The sequence below is a fragment of the Nonomuraea sp. NPDC005501 genome, assembly GCF_040605905.1.
GTDB lineage: Bacteria > Actinomycetota > Actinomycetes > Streptosporangiales > Streptosporangiaceae > Nonomuraea.
The window spans coordinates 52,092-68,342 of sequence record NZ_JBEXDT010000020.1 but is presented as its reverse complement, the minus strand read 5'-3'; the positions used below and the strand labels follow the sequence as shown (position 1 = coordinate 68,342).

At 70.2% G+C, this 16,251-nt stretch carries 12 protein-coding genes; 7 read left to right on the top strand and 5 right to left on the bottom strand.

All coding sequences use genetic code 11. The features are described from left to right. Positions 1–3 precede the first annotated feature (3 nt). Complete coding sequence (locus ABZS51_RS13425; RefSeq protein WP_310711691.1) at positions 4–318, top strand: gas vesicle protein K; 315 nt, start codon at positions 4–6, stop codon at positions 316–318. 118 nt (positions 319–436) lie between these two features. On the opposite strand, the gene ABZS51_RS13420 is transcribed toward ABZS51_RS13425, so the two are convergent. Genes ABZS51_RS13420 through ABZS51_RS13400 form a run of 5 tightly spaced genes read right to left on the bottom strand, consistent with a single transcriptional unit; the run spans position 437 to position 9,282 of the window. Further along, on the bottom strand, positions 437–4,471 hold the full coding sequence (locus ABZS51_RS13420) for an Ig-like domain-containing protein (RefSeq protein WP_355439650.1): 4,035 nt from the start codon (positions 4,469–4,471) through the stop codon (positions 437–439). Between the two features lie 24 nt (positions 4,472–4,495). Continuing rightward, the gene (locus ABZS51_RS13415) at positions 4,496–6,352 is read right to left on the bottom strand and encodes a beta-L-arabinofuranosidase domain-containing protein (protein ID WP_355439647.1); all 1,857 of its coding nucleotides are present in this window, start codon (positions 6,350–6,352) and stop codon (positions 4,496–4,498) included. Continuing rightward, the gene (locus tag ABZS51_RS13410) at positions 6,345–7,109 is read right to left on the bottom strand and encodes a carbohydrate ABC transporter permease (protein WP_355439644.1); all 765 of its coding nucleotides are present in this window, start codon (positions 7,107–7,109) and stop codon (positions 6,345–6,347) included. Before ABZS51_RS13410 ends, ABZS51_RS13415 begins: the two co-directional genes overlap by 8 nt. Next, positions 7,106–8,020 carry a sugar ABC transporter permease gene (locus ABZS51_RS13405; protein ID WP_310711687.1) on the bottom strand — a complete coding sequence of 305 codons (915 nt, stop codon included), beginning with the start codon at positions 8,018–8,020 and terminating at the stop codon, positions 7,106–7,108. Before ABZS51_RS13405 ends, ABZS51_RS13410 begins: the two co-directional genes overlap by 4 nt. Further along, positions 8,017–9,282 carry a sugar ABC transporter substrate-binding protein gene (locus ABZS51_RS13400; RefSeq protein ID WP_355439641.1) on the bottom strand — a complete coding sequence of 422 codons (1,266 nt, stop codon included), beginning with the start codon at positions 9,280–9,282 and terminating at the stop codon, positions 8,017–8,019. Before ABZS51_RS13400 ends, ABZS51_RS13405 begins: the two co-directional genes overlap by 4 nt. Positions 9,283–9,406: 124 nt before the next feature. On the opposite strand from ABZS51_RS13400, the gene ABZS51_RS13395 reads away from it, so the two are divergent. The 6 genes from ABZS51_RS13395 to yjfF all read left to right on the top strand — a co-directional run bounded on the left by ABZS51_RS13395 (position 9,407) and on the right by yjfF (position 16,251). Next, entirely contained in the window at positions 9,407–10,411 is a 1,005-nt protein-coding gene (locus ABZS51_RS13395) for a LacI family DNA-binding transcriptional regulator (RefSeq protein WP_310711685.1), read from the top strand. A 187-nt stretch (positions 10,412–10,598) separates the two neighbouring features. Next, the gene (locus ABZS51_RS13390) at positions 10,599–11,582 is read left to right on the top strand and encodes a LacI family DNA-binding transcriptional regulator (protein WP_355439735.1); all 984 of its coding nucleotides are present in this window, start codon (positions 10,599–10,601) and stop codon (positions 11,580–11,582) included. Between the two features lie 106 nt (positions 11,583–11,688). Further along, positions 11,689–12,669: an ABC transporter substrate-binding protein gene (locus tag ABZS51_RS13385; RefSeq protein WP_355439637.1), complete on the top strand. Its 981-nt coding sequence runs from the start codon at positions 11,689–11,691 to the stop codon at positions 12,667–12,669. A 68-nt stretch (positions 12,670–12,737) separates the two neighbouring features. Continuing rightward, positions 12,738–14,246, top strand: coding sequence for a sugar ABC transporter ATP-binding protein (locus ABZS51_RS13380; RefSeq protein ID WP_355439635.1), 1,509 nt, complete (start codon positions 12,738–12,740; stop codon positions 14,244–14,246). Beyond that, a complete protein-coding gene (locus tag ABZS51_RS13375; protein ID WP_355439632.1) occupies positions 14,243–15,256 on the top strand; it encodes an ABC transporter permease in 1,014 nt (337 codons plus the stop codon). The genes ABZS51_RS13380 and ABZS51_RS13375 overlap by 4 nt, the downstream gene beginning before the upstream one ends. Next, positions 15,253–16,251, top strand: coding sequence for a galactofuranose ABC transporter, permease protein YjfF (gene yjfF / locus ABZS51_RS13370; RefSeq protein WP_355439629.1), 999 nt, complete (start codon positions 15,253–15,255; stop codon positions 16,249–16,251). Before ABZS51_RS13375 ends, yjfF begins: the two co-directional genes overlap by 4 nt.

The window sequence follows — 16,251 nt, the reverse complement described above, 5'->3', positions numbered from 1 at the left end:
TCCATGGAGGGGAGGCGCGAGCCGGTCCGTGAGGTGCGCTCGCCGCGCCTGCGGATCGAGGCCGACCGGGAGGCCGTCGAGCGGGACCTGTCCCGGTTGGTGCTCACCCTGGTGGAGCTCGTGCGGCAGCTCGTCGAGCGGCAGTCCGTACGCCGGATGGAGGAGGGCGACCTGTCCGACGAGCAGGTCGAGGCGCTGGGCCTCACCCTGATGCGGCTGGAGGACGCCATGACCGAGCTGTGCGACCGGTTCGGCCTGTCACCGTCCGACCTGAACCTCGACCTGGGCCCACTCGGCACCCTGCTGCCAGAGGACTGAACGACCAGAGGGCTGAACGAGCCGGGGACTGAACGAGCCGGGGACTGAACGATCCGGGGCCGGGCTCCCGCCCTCGCGGCGGGAGCCCGGCCCCAGGTCTCATCGGACGGCCGTGTGCCTACTCGACCGTCACGGTCGCCTTGGCCTGGAGCGTGGTGCCGGCCACCTCACCGGTCACCGTGAACGTGCCCGGCCTGGCGTACTGGTCGGCGCCGACCGCGGCCCACGTGACCGCGACGCCGCTGTCCTTGGAGCCGTCGTTGTAGGTGGCGACGACCGTCGCCGGCAGCGCCGGAGCCGTGCCGGCGCGGGTGCGCACCGCCTCCTCGGCCAGCGAGGTGATGGTCACCGCCCCGGTCGTCCTGACGTACACGGTGGCCTGGACCGGCTGCCGCAGGCCCTCGGCGAGGCCCGTGACGGTGAAGCTCGTGCCACCCGTCCTGACCTGGTCGGCCGTCACCTGCTGCCAGGTCACCGCCGCCCGGCCGCGCACCCCGTCGTCGTACAGCGTCTCGACCGTGGCGGGGAGCTGGGGCAGCGTCCCGGCGAGCGTCGGGACGTGGACCGGCCGCACCGAGTCCGGCGGCACCGCGTACGTCTTGACCTCCAGCAGCCCGACCGACGCCTCCTCCGCTTCGAGCTGGACGCGCAGCTTCGTCGTCGTGACCGTGTCGAAGGCGACCGTGTTGTAGGCGTCGGCGGCCGCCGGGTAGGACGCGACGCCGGTGACGTCGGCGAACTCCTGGCCGTTCCACGCCTGGATCTTCCACGACTTCGGCACGCGGACGCCGCCCCCGTCGTCGAAGAAGTACACGTCGGCCTTGTTCACCCGCACGGGCGAGGGCCATTCGAGCTGCACCCACTGCGTGCCCTGCTGCGGCCAGGTGCCCCAGCGCGGGTTGGCGCCGTCGTTGGAGCGGGGCGGGTCGATGCCGTCGTTGACCGCCGTCACCTTCTCCCACGAAGAGGTGTAGGAGGCGGTGGGTGTGGCGTACGGGGCCACGTTCACCTGGGCGCCGAGCGCGCCCGCGGTGACGGTCACCGTGGAGGTCGTCTGCTTCGCGCCGTCGGAGGCGGTCAGCTTGAGCCGGTACGTGCCCGGCTCGGTGAACGACACGACGGTGCTGGTCCCGGCCGGGTCGGTGAAGAACGCCTCACCGGGCCCGTCCACGACGCTCCACTGCGTGGTGAGCGTCCCCGACGGCAGCCCGTCGTCCTTGACCACGGCGTCCACCTTGGCCTGCCCCGGCCGGTTGAAGGACGGGTCGGCGACGGCCAGCACGTACGGCGCGGCGTTGCCCGCCCGCGGCGCGTCCTCGCCCGTCGCGTACGCCTGGACCTCCTTCAGCCCGGTCGCGTACCCCGGGCGGTGGGTGACGAGCACCCGCAGCTTCGAGGTGACGACCTTGGGGAAGCGGATCGTGTTGAGGTTGGCCCGCGGGTGCACCGGCTCCCTGGCCTGCCCGGGCACGTCCTTCCAGGTGTCGCCGTCGAGGTACTGCAGCTGGTAGAACGCGGGCTCGCTGTAGCCGCCCGGCTTGCGGTCGTTGGTGAAGTACAGCCGGACGAGGTCCACGGGCTTGGCCCCGCCGAGGTCGGCCTCCAGCCAGTCCTGCGGCTTGCCGGAGCCCTTGCTGCCCCAGAACGGCTCGTTGATGGTGAACCCGTCGGCCGCCGGGGCGGCGTCGCCGTGGGAGGCCGTGGCGCCGGTGACCAGGTTGGCGCCGGCGGAGCGCAGGTCCACGCCGGCCTTCTGGAACAGGTCCTCGACCCTGGCGCCCTTGAGCTTCACGTCGGCGGGGGCACGCATGGCCGGCGCCTTCTCGCTGTGCAGGACGGTGACGCCCGTGGCGCCCTCGACCTTGCCGGTCGCCGGGTCCCAGGTGGCGTGCGCCAGCCCGGACAGGGTGACCTTGCGCTTGCCGTCGACGAGGATCGAGTAGCCCTCGGGCACGCCCTTGTAGTGGGTGGTCCCGTCGCCCGGCTTGTCCCAGACGATGGTCAGGTCGTCGCCGCGGTAGTCGATCCCGTTGACCGTGAAGTGGTCCCAGCCGATGTCCACCGGCCACAGCTCGACCTTGCCGTCGGAGCGCGGGCGCAGGCCCATCACGTCCTCGATGACGGTCCAGTTGCTGCTGCCGAGGATCGTGTGGTGGATCCACGAGCGGTAGTCGATGCTCTTGGTGGCCGGGTTCCAGTTGGCCCAGAACTCGTTGGCGTCGGGGTAGCGGGTGTCACCGCCGACGAACTGCGACCAGGCGTTCCAGTACAGGAGCTGCTTGTACTGGTCGGCCGTGATGTACGGCGAGGCGTACTCGCGCAGCGCCTTGGAGAACAGCGCGAAGTTCCGGGTGGAGTTGATCTGCGAGAAGTTGTTCGACCCCGGCTTGCCCTGGGCCGCGGCCTCCGCCTTGTCCTTCTGGTTGGCCGTGTAGGCCGGGAAGATCGGGTACTCGGCGGGGTCGGCCCACAGGCGCAGCGCCTCCCGGTACTTCGGGTCGTCCGTGGGCACCAGTCCCGTGGCGTACGGGATGTAGTTGTTCGACTCCTTCCACGGGATCAGGTTGCCCGTCTGGAGGTCGCGGTGCTTGAACAGCTTGTCCTTGTCGTCCCAGAGCAGGGACAGGATGCCGCTCTTGACCTTGTCGGCCACGCCGCGCATCTCGGTGGCCTTCGCCGTGTCGCCGATCAGCGCGTACGCCTGGGCCGCCGCCATGGCGTTGGCGTACACGTAGGCGCCTTCGAGTCGCTCGTTGGCCCGGTCGTAGTAGTGGAACGACACCGCGTCGGCGTCGTTGCCGGTCATGGCCTCCCAGTCGTACTCGATGACGCCGTTCTTGTTGGAGTCGTAGGCGTTGAGCTGCCCGTAGACGTCCTTCTCGGCGTAGCGGGCCAGGTTGCGCAGGATGCCGGGCTGGCCGCCGTGGAGCTGGTAGCTCTCCAGGGCCGAGGCCGAGATGTACTGGGTGTAGCTGTTCGACCAGTTCTCCGGGTCGCCGGGGTTGTCGGTGTACTTGGAGTTGCGCGACACCTCGCCCGCCGACACCCACGGCCCGTACGAGTAGATCGGGTTGCGCAGGTACTTGAGGTCCTGGATGAACATCGGCACGGTCAGCACGATGGCGTTGTTGTAGCCGAGGGCTCCCTCGACCGACGTCGGGAACTGGAAGTCGTTGCCCGGGATGTCGGCGTCGAGGAAGTTGAACCTCATCAGCCACCAGCGGTAGTACACGAACTTCTTGATGTTCTCGTCGGGCACGTCGATGTAGGGCAGGTTCTCCGCCCACCAGGCGTTGTAGTCCTGGAGCTGCCGCTTGAGCGCCTTCTCGGGCGAGCGTCCCCGGTAGCCGTCGTACTCCGTCCGGGAGCCGGGCAGCTCCTCGGTCACGAAGCCCATCTGGACCTTGGTGGTCGCGGTCTGGCCGGGCTTGAGGGTGAGCGTGCCCCTCAGCTCGCCGCCCGCGGCCTTGAGGCCGTCGCCGCTGAGCCGCGGGAAGATGGTGGTCAGGCGGTTCTTGGCCGTGACCACGCCGGTCAGCTCACGCTCGCCGTCGGCGGTCCTCGCGTACGGCGAGACGACGCTGACGGGAACCTCCCGCCGGTCCGTGCCGGTGTTGGTGACGGCCAGCGTGGTGACGGCGACGTTCTCGTGGGTGATGAACTTCTTCACGCTCACCGACAGACCGTCGCCGGTGTACGCGCCGGTCCAGTGGCTCGGCATCTGCAGCCGCTTGGCCTTGTCCTCGGCGAGGTCGGCGCCGAGGGAGATCGTGTAGGCGTCGCGGTTGTCGACGCTCTCCCAGTAGGCGACGCTGCCGCCGAAGCCGAGCTTGGCGGGGTCGTGCTCCTTCATGAACAGCGCCCGGCCGCGCGACATCAGCCAGTCGCCCGCCGGGTCGTCACCGGGGCGGGCCAGCATGCGGTCGATCCAGTAGGAGTCGCCGCCCTTCTCCTTCTTGTAGATCTCCTCCATCATCTTGCGCGGGTGGTAGCCGACGGGCTCGTCGGGCACCGGGTCCGCGCCGGTGAAGGCCGGCATGCCCAGGCCGTCCTCGGCCGTCCGGGCCGTCACGGCGGAGGCGGCCGGCGGGGTGCCGGCGAGCAGTCCGCCCGCCAGCGTCACGGCGACCAGACAGGGCAGGGTTCTACGCACGGGGGTTTCCTCCAGCGGGGGGTGTCACTCGGCGATGGGAAGCCAGACGCGCATGGTGGCGGGGCCGCGGTTGCCCCACCGGTGATAGGGGACGAGCCGCAGCGCGGTGTCCGTGCCGCCGGTCGCGTGGTCCGGGTCGGGGCCGTACGGCCAGCCGTTCCCGGAGGGCGCCGCATGCACGGCGGCGACCTCCAGCTCGACCGCCTCGCCGCCGGCCGGGTTGTGGTCCACGTCGTCCTCGGCAGGGCCCGCCTGGGCGGGCGCTGCCTCGGCGGGCGGTGACGACACGCGGACGGTCAGGTGCGCCAGCGGCGGCTCGTCGCCGACCGACTCCGCGCAGTACACGATCGGTCCCCGCTCCACCGCCGCGCAGCCGCGCAGCGCGTCGACCCGGCGGTCCGGGAACGTCCAGCGCGGCGTCATGGGCAGCTCCAGCCGGATCTCGTCGCCGGCCTTCCACGGCCCCTCCGCCGCCGCGTAGCCGGGCGTGACCGCGCGGGCGGGGCCGGAGCCGTGGGAGAGCGTGGCGCCGGAGGCCCACGAGGGCACGCGCAGCGACACGGTGCCGGCGCCGTCCTCCAAAACCCGCACGGTCACGCCGCCCGTCCACGGGTAACCGGTCTCCACGCGCAGCGCCAGGTCGCCGTGCCGGATCTCGGCGGGCGTGTGGTGGTGGATCCGCACCCCGCCGGGGTCGGCGGCGGCCACGTAAGCGCCCAGCGACGCGAGGGTGCGGGCGATGTTGTTCGGGCAGCAGGAGACGTCGAACCACTGCGAGCGCAGGCTGCCCTCGGCCGCGTGGTTGACGCCCTGCGGCGGCTCGGCGGCCACCCGCACGTGCAGCGGGTTGGCGTAGAAGAACGAGCGGCCGTCCAGCGCGACGCCGGTGGCCAGCATGTTGTACATCGTGCGCTCGGCCACGTCGGCGTACCTGGCGTCGCCGGTGGCCAGCAGCAGCCGGTGCGCCAGCATGATCGAGGCGATGCTCGCGCAGGTCTCGTTGTACGCGCGGTCCGGCGGCAGCTCGAAGTCCTCGCCGTACGACTCGTCGGCATGCCGCGAGCCCATGCCGCCGGTCAGGTGGGTGCGCCGGGCCAGGGTCCGCTCCCACTGCGCCTCGACGCTCTTGAGCAGCTCCTGGTCGCCGGTCTCCACGGCCACGTCCACCACGCCGGAGGCCAGGTAGAGGGCGCGGACGACGTGCCCGCGGAAGACCTGCGCCTGCCGTGCCGGGACGTCGTCCTGGAAGTAGGCGCGGCCGAAGGGGATGTCGCCGAGCGCGGGCAGGCCGCGGCGCTCGACGAAGCGGCGGGCCATCTCCAGGTAGCGCTCGGCGCCGGTCGCCCGGTACAGCTCGACCAGGGCCATCTCGATCACCGGGTGGCCGCAGGTCTCGGTGGTGTCCATGAAGCGCCGGCACACGTGGTCGGCCGCGCGGACGGCGATCTCGGTCAGCCGGTCCTCGCCGTGCATGCGCAGCCGGGCCACGCCCGCCTGGATGAGGTGGCCGTAGCAGTACAGCTCGTGGCCCCACTCGAAGTCGGTGTAGCGGTTGCCGCTCCACCGGGTGTTGAGGTAGCCGTCGCCCTCCTGCGCCCGGCCCACGGTCTCGGCCAGCTCCGGCAGCGCCGGGTGGTCGGCCCAGGCCATGCCCTCCAGCAGCTTGTAGATCTCCGAGTCGCTGAACTCCCGGCCCCTGCGCGGGCGCTGCCCGCGGAAGTTGCCGATCCAGCCTTCACGCTCCATCCACTCCTGGCAGTGCGCGATGGTGACGTCCCGGTTGAGCGCCGCCCGGTCGCCCCAGAAGCCGGGGGCGAGCCGTACGGAGTCGAGACCCAGAGGGGAGAGCATGCCCGAGGAGGGCAGGACAGGGTTAGCCACGCAGAGCTCCCGACATGAATCCGCGCACGTAGTGGCGCTGGAGGACGATGAAGAGGATGAGGCACGGGAGGGCCATGACCATGACGCCGGCCTGGAGCATCCCGTAGTCGATCGCGCCGAACGTGCGCTGGGTCATGCTGACCACCGCCACGGGCAGCGTGAACGACGCGCCGTCGTTGAGCAGGATGAGCGGGGCGAAGAAGTCGTTCCACGAGGCGAGGAAGGCGAACAGGCCCACCGTGACGAGCGCCGGCCGCACCGCGTGCAGCAGGATGCGGGAGAACGCGCGGAACGTGCCGCAGCCGTCCACGAGCGCCGCCTCCTCCAGCTCGCGCGGGATCGCCTCGAACGCGTTGCGCATCATGAACAGCGCGAACGGGAGCTGGAACATGACGAACACCAGTGCCAGCCCGACCAGCGAGTTCTGCAGGCCGATGTAGCCGAGCAGCACGTACAGCGGGATGAGGATCGTCGCGTACGGCACCATGAGGATCGCCAGCGTGGCCAGGAACAGCAGGTTCTTGCCGGGGAAGTCGAAGCGGGCGAAGGCGTAGCCGCCGAGCGCCGACACCACGAGCGTGCCGCCGACGGTCATGACCGACACGAGCACGCTGTTGGTGGCGTACGTGCCGAGCCCCTCGCCGAACCCGGCCATCTCCACGTAGTTGGACGGATCCTCCAGCGACGCCCAGCCGCTCCACACCAGCGGGAACAGGAACAGCACGGCCAGGGCCGCAAGGGTGAGGTGGCGTGTCACCGCAGCCTCCGCATCATCAGGGCGTTCAGCCCGACCAGGCCCACCAGCAGCACGACCGACAGGGCCGCGGCGCCGCCGAGGTCGAAACGGAAGAACGCGTCGCGGTAGACGACCATGACCATGGAGACGGTGCTGTTGTCGGGGCCGCCGTTGGTGAAGATGAAGAACTGGTCGAAGGCCAGCAGGGAGCCGGTGACGCTGAGGATCAGCATCAGGGCGAGCGTGGGCCGCAGCAGCGGCAGCGTGATCCTGGTGAAGATCTGCCAGCGGCCGGCGCCGTCGCTGCGGGCCGCCTCGTAGACCTCGATCGGGATGGCCTGGAGCCCGGTCAGCAGGATGAGCATGTTGAACCCGGCGAAGCGCCACAGCACCAGCGCGATCGTGGAGAACAGCGCCATGTTCGGCGTGCCGATCCACTTCACCGGCTCGTGGGTGATGCCGAGCCCCTGCAGGATCGGGTCGATGGGGCCGAAGTCGTTGTTGAGCATGCCGTAGAAGAGCAGCGCGGCGGCGGCGAAGCCGACCGCGCCCGGCAGGAAGAACGCGGTGCGGAAGAAGGCGACGCCGGGCCTGCGCTCCTGCACCAGCAGGGCGAGCCCGAGCGCCACCGTCGACAGCAGCACCGTGGTGATCACGGTGTACTTCAGCGTGAAGAGCACCGCGTCGAGGAACAGCGGATTGTCGGCGATCTTGGCGTAGTTGTCCGGGGCGTTGAAGCGGGCGGGGCCGAGAAGGGGCCAGCGGTTCAGCGACATCCAGACCACCAGCACCAGGGGCACGAGGAAGAGCACCCCGACGATGGCGGCGGTGGGCGCCGCGTACAGCCAGCCCTGGACCTTCTTGCTGCGCCATCGGGCGGGCGGCGCGCCGTGCGCCGCCCGCCGCCCGGTACGCGTGAGCGTCAACGTCATTGCTGCAGCGACTTCGTGATCTCTGCGTTGAGCTGCGGCAGCTTCGAGGCGTCACCGAAGATCGCCTCGCGGGCGAGACGCAGCCACGGCCCCTGCGGGTCGTTGTACGTCTGGCCGAAGCGCGGCGCGAACGGCGTCTGCCCCTTGGCCACCAGCGAGTTGATCAGCACCACGCGGGGGTCCTCGGAGGAGTACTTGTTGCCGGCCAGGTCGGTGCGGGCGAGCACGTCCTTGTTCTTGGCCATGACCTCGACCTGCGCGTCGTCGGACATGGTCCAGGACAGGAAGTCCCAGGCCGCGTCGGCGTTCTTCGTGGTGGAGGAGATGCCGACCGAGTCACCGCCGACGAAGGTCGACTCGCCGCCGTCCGGGCCGGCGATCGGGGTGACGCCGATCTTCATGTCCTTCGGCATCAGGCCGAGCGTGGTCGAGGGCATCGGCATGACCCCGATCTCGCCCTTGGGGAAGAAGCCGGTCCAGGTCGGGCCCTGCTCCTCCTTGGCCGTGGGGCCGACGGCCTTCTTGTCGTACATCTCGCGCCAGATCTTGAAGACGTCGGTCATCGGCGGCTGGTCGTTGAGCGACGTCGTGCCCTCGGCGTTCATGACCTGGCCGCCGGCCGCCCAGACCGAGGGCCAGAACGTGAAGACGTAGCAGCCGCCGCAGTTGCCGCCGAAGAACGTGCCGTGGACCTTGCCGTCCTTGCCGAGCTTCTCCTGGATGGTGGTCGCCTGCTGGGCGAACTCCTTGAGCGTCTTCGGCCCCTTCTCCGGGTCGAGCCCGGCCTTCTCGTACAGGTCCTTGTTCCAGAACCAGACCGACAGGTCGAGCGTGTGCGGCAGCGTGTACTGCCGGCCGTCCATCGTGCCCAGCTTCATGTGCGAGGGCGCCAGCTTGTCCTTGTACGGCAGAGCGGCGATCCTGTCGGTGATGTCCAGGAACAGGCCCTGCGAGGTGTAGTTGGGGACGAAGATGACGTCGGCGGCGAACACGTCGGGAAGCTGCTTGGCTCCGGCGGCGGCCGCGATGCGGGGCTGGTAGTTGTCCGTCGGGATGACGGTCAGCTTGACCTGGTTCTTGTGGCTGCTGTTGTAGGCCTTCACCAGCCGCTCGCTCTGGGCCTGCGTGGCGGCGCGGGTCCACATGGTGATGGTGACCGGGCCCTCGGCGGGCTCGGCCGATGATCCGTTCCCGCCGCCGCCACAGGCTGATGTGAGCGCTAACAGTCCGAGGATGGCGATCCCGGCCAGCCGTCGTCTCATGGTTGTCTCCTTCGGGACCCCCGAGAACTAAAAGGTTTTCGGAAACGTAGAAGAAACATCCGGGCCTGTCAATGGGTGTTAAGGTGCCTCGCAGTTGTCAGGTGACTGAAAAGGGTTTCGAAACATGGCGGGTAGGCGCGTGACCATCAACGACGTGGCCTCCCTGGCGGGGGTGTCGATCGCCACGGCCTCCAAGGCGCTCAACGGGCGGCACGACGTGCGGGCCTCGACCCGTGACCGGGTGCTGGCCGCCGCCGCGGAGCTGTCCTTCCAGCCGAACGCCCTGGCGAGGGGCCTGCTGTCGGGACAGACGCGCACGGTCGGACTGCTCACCTCCGACAGCGTGGGCAGGTTCGGGATACCCGTGCTGCTCGGAGCCGAGGACGCGTTCGGCGCCGGGGAGATGGCGGTGATGCTGTGCGACGCGCGCGGTGACGCCATCCGGGAGCAGCACCACCTGCGCGCGCTGCTGTCGCGCCGGGTGGACGGGATCATCGTGGTGGGGGAGAGCACCAACCCGCGGCCCTCGGTCAGCAACGACGTGCCGGTCCCGGTCGTGTACGCCTACGGGCCCTCCGACGACCCGGAGGACGTGTCGTTCGTGCCCGACGACGTGGGCGGGGCCGTGATGGCCGTGGAGCACCTGCTGGCGCTCGGCCGGCGCCGCGTCGCGCACGTCACCGGTCCCCGCCACTACAAGGCGGCCCGCGACCGCGAGGAGGGGCTGCGGATCGCGCTGGAGGCGGCCGGCTGCGAGCAGGCCGGCGACACGCTCTGGGGCTCGTGGTCGCAGCGCTGGGGCCGGCACGCCGCCGAGATGCTGCTCATGGCCGAGCCCGAGGTGGACGCGGTGTTCTGCGGCAGCGACCAGATAGCGGCCGGGTTCGTGGAGGCGGCCCGCGAGCGGGGCCGTTCCGTGCCCGCCGACATCGCGGTGATCGGCTACGACAACTGGGAGGTGCTGTCCACCGAGGCCCGGCCCGCGCTGACGACCGTGGACATGAACCTGGAGCTGCTCGGCCGCACCGCCGCCCAGCACCTGTTCGCGGCCATGGACGGCAGGGCGACGCCCGGGGTCCACCGCATGCCGTGTCACCTGGTGATTCGCGACTCCACCGCCGCCGCGTGAGGTTTTCCCGCGCCCATCGGGCCTGAGCGCCCGTACGGGCGATCACAAGCGCGCATGTGACGTTTCCGTAATCCCGCGAGCTCTTGACGGGACCCGTTGTTAACGTTCACAGTCTTCCCAGGCCCAGCGTGAGGGGCCGGGGAAGGAGCACTTCGTGGGATCGACGCAAGCCCGGCGTGCGCCGGTCATGGCGGACGTCGCCCGGGAGGCCGGCGTGTCCCACCAGACGGTCTCACGTGTGCTCAACGAGCATCCCAACGTGCGCAGCGAGACCCGCACGCGGGTGCTGGAGGCGATCGACAAGCTGGGCTACCGCCGCAACCTCGTCGCCCGCGCCCTGGTGACCAAGCACTCCCGCACGCTCGGCGTCGTCAGCTTCGACACCACCCTGTACGGCCCGGCCAGCACGGTGTACGGCATCGAGCAGGCCGCCCGGGCCGCGGGCTACTTCGTCAGCATCGTCAGCCTCAAGTCCATCGACAGGAGCGGCGTCCGCGACGCCCTCGACTACCTGGCCGACCAGGGCGTCGACGGGATCGTGGTGGTCGCCCCGCAGCGCTCGGCGGCCCAGACGCTGGCCGACCTGCCGCTCGGCGTGCCCACCGTGGCGGTCGAGGGCGGCGAGGCCGGCGACGTGTCGGTGGTCTGCGTGGACCAGGTGGAGGGCGGCAGGCTCGCCACCGAGCACCTGCTCTCGCTGGGTCACGAGACCGTGTGGCACGTCCGGGGCCCGTCCGACTGGCTGGAGGCCGAGGGCCGCGTGGCCGGGTGGCGGGCCGCGCTCGCCCAGGCGGGCCGCGAGGCACCCGAGCCGCTGGCCGGCGACTGGAGCCCGCGCTCGGGCTACGAGGCGGGCCGCAGCCTGGCCTCCATGACGGGCGTGAGCGCGGTCTTCGTGGCCAACGACCAGATGGCGCTGGGCGTCCTGCGGGCGTTCTCGGAGCAGGGGGTGAAGGTGCCCCACCAGGTGAGCGTCGTCGGCTTCGACGACATCCCGGAGTCGGAGTTCTTCTCGCCTCCCCTCACCACCATCAGGCAGGACTTCGACGCGGTCGGCCGGAACAGCATCGAGGTGCTCCTCCGGCAGATCGAGGGCGAGGGCTCGCAGGCGTGCGAGCGTCTCGTCGTCCCGCCGGCCTTCGTTGCCCGGGCCAGCACGGCACGGGCCTGACCAGACACCTACGACCTAGACCATCGGGGACATCGGGGACACGGAAAGCGGGCGCTCTCGTCAGCTCGCTGATGTTAGCGCTCACATCGAGAAAGAGGGACACCACGTGTTGAAGAGGATCTCGATGCTGGCGCTCGCCGGCCTCGCCGCCGTGACGGTGGCCGGGTGCGGCGGCGGCAGCGGCGGCAGCGGCTCGGGCGGCGGCGACGGCTCGATCACCATGGGCTTCTCCCAGGTCGGCGCCGAGAGCGGCTGGCGGACCGCGAACACGAAGTCCGTGCAGGAGGCGGCCAAGACGGCCGGCATCACGCTGAAGTTCTCCGACGCCCAGCAGAAGCAGGAGAACCAGATCAAGGCGATCCGCTCCTACATCCAGCAGAAGGTGGACGTCATCGCCTTCTCGCCGGTGGTCGAGTCGGGCTGGGACACCGTGCTCAAGGAGGCCAAGAACGCCAAGATCCCGGTCATCCTCACCGACCGGGCCGTCGACTCCAAGGACACCAGCCTCTACAAGACGTTCCTCGGCTCCGACTTCGTCGAGGAGGGCCGCAAGGCCGGCAAGTGGCTGACCGAGGAGTACAAGGACGCCAAGGACACCGTCAACATCGTCGAGCTCCAGGGCACGACCGGCTCCGCTCCGGCCAACGACCGCAAGGCCGGCTTCCAGGAGGCCATCGGGGCGGATCCCAAGTTCAAGATCATCGCCTCGCAGACCGGCGACTTCACCCGCGCCAAGGGCAAGGAGGTCATGGAGGCGTTCCTCAAGGCCAACCCCGACATCGACGTCCTCTACGCCCACAACGACGACATGGGCCTCGGCGCCATCGAGGCCATCGAGGGCGCGGGCAAGGTGCCCGGCAAGGACATCAAAATCATTACGGTCGACGCGGTGCACGACGGCATGCAGGCCCTCGCCGACGGGAAGATCAACTACATCGTCGAGTGCTCCCCGCTGCTCGGCCCGCAGCTCATGGACCTCGCCAAGAAGGTCGTCAAGAATGAGAGCATCCCGGCCCGCGTGGTGACGGAGGAGACGACGTTCACCCAGGACCAGGCCAAGACGGCGCTGCCCGAGCGCAAGTACTGACCGGTGGCCGGGCCGGTCCCCCGACCGGCCCGGCCGCGCAGATCACGCGAACAGGAGGGGGCGCCGCGATGGACGTACCCGCTCCGGTCCTGCGGATGAGCGGGATCGGCAAGCAGTTCCCTGGAGTGAGGGCACTCGACGACGTGGACCTGCGGCTGCTGCCGGGCGAGGTCCACGCGCTCATGGGCGAGAACGGCGCGGGCAAGTCCACGCTGATCAAGGTCCTGACCGGTGTCCACTCCGCCGACACGGGCACGATCGAGCTGGCCGGCCGGACCGTGTCCTTCGCCGGCCCGCTGGAGGCCCAGCAGGCCGGCATCAGCACCGTCTACCAGGAGGTCAACCTCTGCGCCAACCTGTCGGTGGCGGAGAACATCTTCATCGGCCGCGAGCCGCGCCGCCGCGGCCGCATCGACTGGAAGCGGATGCGGGCCCGCGCCGCCGAGCTGCTGAACCGGCTGGAGCTCGACATCGACGTCTCGGCGCCGCTGTCGTCGTACTCCCTGGCGCTGCAGCAGATGGTGGCCATCGCCCGCGCCATCGACGTCGAGGCCCGGGTGCTCATCCTCGACGAGCCCACCTCCAGCCTCGACGCGGGCGAGGTCGGGCAGCTCTTCCGGGTGATGCGGCGGCTCAAGGAGGAGGGCATCGCCATCCTCTTCGTCTCCCACTTCCTCGACCAGATCTACGAGATCTCCGACCGGATGACGATCCTGCGCAACGGCCGGCTCGTCGGCGAGTACCTCACCAGCGAGCTCAGCCAGGTCGGGCTCGTGGCCAAGATGATCGGCCAGGAGCTGGCCGAGCTGGAGCGGCTGCACGGCGAGGCCAGGACCTTCGACCGGCCGCTGGTCGAGGCCCGCGAGCTGGGCCGGGCCGGCGCCGTCGAGCCGTTCACGCTCACCATCCACGAGGGCGAGGTCGTGGGCCTGGCCGGGCTGCTCGGCTCCGGCCGTACCGAGATCGCCCGGCTGCTGTTCGGCGCCGACCACGCGACCAGCGGCGAGGTGGCGGTCGGCGGCGAGACCGCGGCACTGCGCACGCCCCGCGCCGCCATGGCGCACCGCATCGCCTTCTGCTCCGAGAACCGCAAGCGGGACGGCCTCATCCCCGACCTCACGGTCCGCGAGAACATCGTCCTCGCCCTCCAGGCCACCCGCGGCTGGACCCGGCCGGTGCCCCGCGACCAGCAGGACGAGCTGGTGAGCCGCTACATCAAGGCGCTCAAGATCAGCCCGCCCAACCCCGACCATCTCGTGCGGAACCTCAGCGGCGGCAACCAGCAGAAGGTGGTGCTGGCCCGCTGGCTCATCCTGGAGCCGCGGCTGCTCATCCTCGACGAGCCCACCCGCGGCATCGACGTGGGCGCCAAGGCCGAGATCCAGCGGCTCGTCGCCGAGCTGTCCGGCGGCGGCATGGCCGTGCTGTTCATCTCCGCCGAGCTGGAGGAGGTGCTGCGGCTCAGCCACCGGGTCGGCGTGCTGCGTGACCGCAGGCTGGTGGCCGACCTGCCCAACGACGACACCCTCACCACGGACGTGCTCATGGAGACCATCGCGAGCGGGGGACGGGCATGAAGCGACTCCTCTGGCCGCTGCTGATCCTGGTGGCACTGCTGGCCGTCAACCTCTTCTTCACCCCCTCCTTCCTGTCCGTCGAGATGAAGGAGGGGCACCTCTACGGCAGCCTCATCGACATCCTGCGCTTCGGCGCCCCCCTCATCCTCGTCTCGCTCGGCATGACGCTGGTCATCGCCACCGGAGGCATCGACCTGTCGGTCGGCTCCGTGGTGGCGATCTCCGGCGCGCTGGCGTGCCTGCAGATCAGCGACGACGCCGGGGTGTTCACCGCCGTGGTGCTGGCGCTCGGGCTGTGCCTGCTGCTCGGCGCGTGGAACGGCTTCCTGGTGGCCGTCGTGGGCATCCAGCCGATCATCGCCACGCTGATCCTCATGGTCGCCGGGCGCGGTCTGGCCCAGCTCATCACCGACGGCCAGATCATCACGATCAACGACCCGTCCTACAAGCTCATCGGCGGCGGCTACCTGCTGACCGTGCCGTTCGGCATCCTGCTCGTGCTCGTGGTGCTCGGCGTCATGGCGTTCCTGACCCGCCGGCTGGCGCTCGGCATGCTCATCGAGTCGGTCGGCGGCAACGCCGAGGCCAGCCGGCTCGCGGGCATCCGCTCGCGCGGGATCGTCATCACGGTGTACGCGGTCGCCGCGCTCTGCGCGGGCGTCGCCGGGCTCATGATCAGCTCGAACGTGTCCAGCGCCGACGGCAACAACGCGGGCCTGTGGATCGAGCTGGACGCCATCCTGGCGGTGGTCATCGGCGGCACCTCGCTGGCGGGGGGCCGGTTCTCGCTGGGCGGCACCGTGCTGGGCGCGCTCATCATCCAGACGCTGACGACCACGATCTACTCGGTGGGCGTGCCGCCGGAGACCACGCTGCTGTTCAAGGCGCTCGTGGTGACGGCCGTCTGCCTGGTCCAGTCGCCGAAGTTCCGCGACAAGGTGTTCCGCCGTGCCGGGCCCGCGGTCCCGCCGCGCCCGGCGGCCGAGGAGAAGGTGCGGGTGACGGCATGACGACGGCCATCCTCGACCGGGTGCGCGACCGGGGCCGGTCCGTCCCGGCCAAGTACGTGCCGGTCCTCGTGACCGCCGGGCTGTTCGTGGCGATGTTCGTGGCGGGCGGCATCCGCTACGAGGGGTTCGCCAGCGGGCAGGTGATCCTCAACGTCTTCATCGACAACGCCTTCCTGCTGGTGGTCGCGGTCGGCATGACGTTCGTCATCCTGACCGGCGGCATCGACCTGTCGGTGGGGTCGGTCGTCGCGCTGTCCACGATGATCTCGGCCAGCCTCATGGCCGGGCCGGGCTGGCCGCCGTACCTCGTGGTGCCGCTGGTGCTGCTCATCGGGTCGGCGCTGGGGCTGGTGATGGGCTACATCGTGCACGCCTTCGACATCCAGCCGTTCATCGTGACGCTGGCCGGCATGTTCCTGGCCCGGGGCCTGTGCTACACGATCGGCACCGACTCGATCCCCATCGAGGACCCGACGTTCACCGCCTTCGCGCAGACCAGGATCGACCTGTTCGCCGACCTGTGGATCTCGCCGAGCGTGGTGATCGCGGCCGTGGTGGTGCTGGTGGCGGCGTACGTGCTGCACTACACCCGGCTCGGCCGCACGGTCTACGCCACCGGCGGCAGCGAGCAGTCGGCCCTGCTCATGGGCCTGCCGGTGGGGCGGACCAAGGTCGCGGTCTACACGATCAGCGGGTTCTGCTCGGCGCTCGGCGGGGTGCTGCTGTCGTTCTACATGCTCTCCGGGTACGGCCTGCACGCCGTCGGCATGGAGCTCGACGCCATCGCGGCCGTCGTCATCGGCGGCACCCTGCTGACCGGAGGCTCCGGATTCCTGCTCGGCACCGTCCTCGGCGTGCTCGTGCTGGGTCTGATCCAGACCGTGATCAGCTTCGAGGGCACGCTGAGCTCCTGGTGGACCAAAATCTTCATCGGGTTGCTGCTGTTCGTGTTCATCCTGCTGCAGCGTCTATTCTCGGCGCGGCGCCGTAGCTGA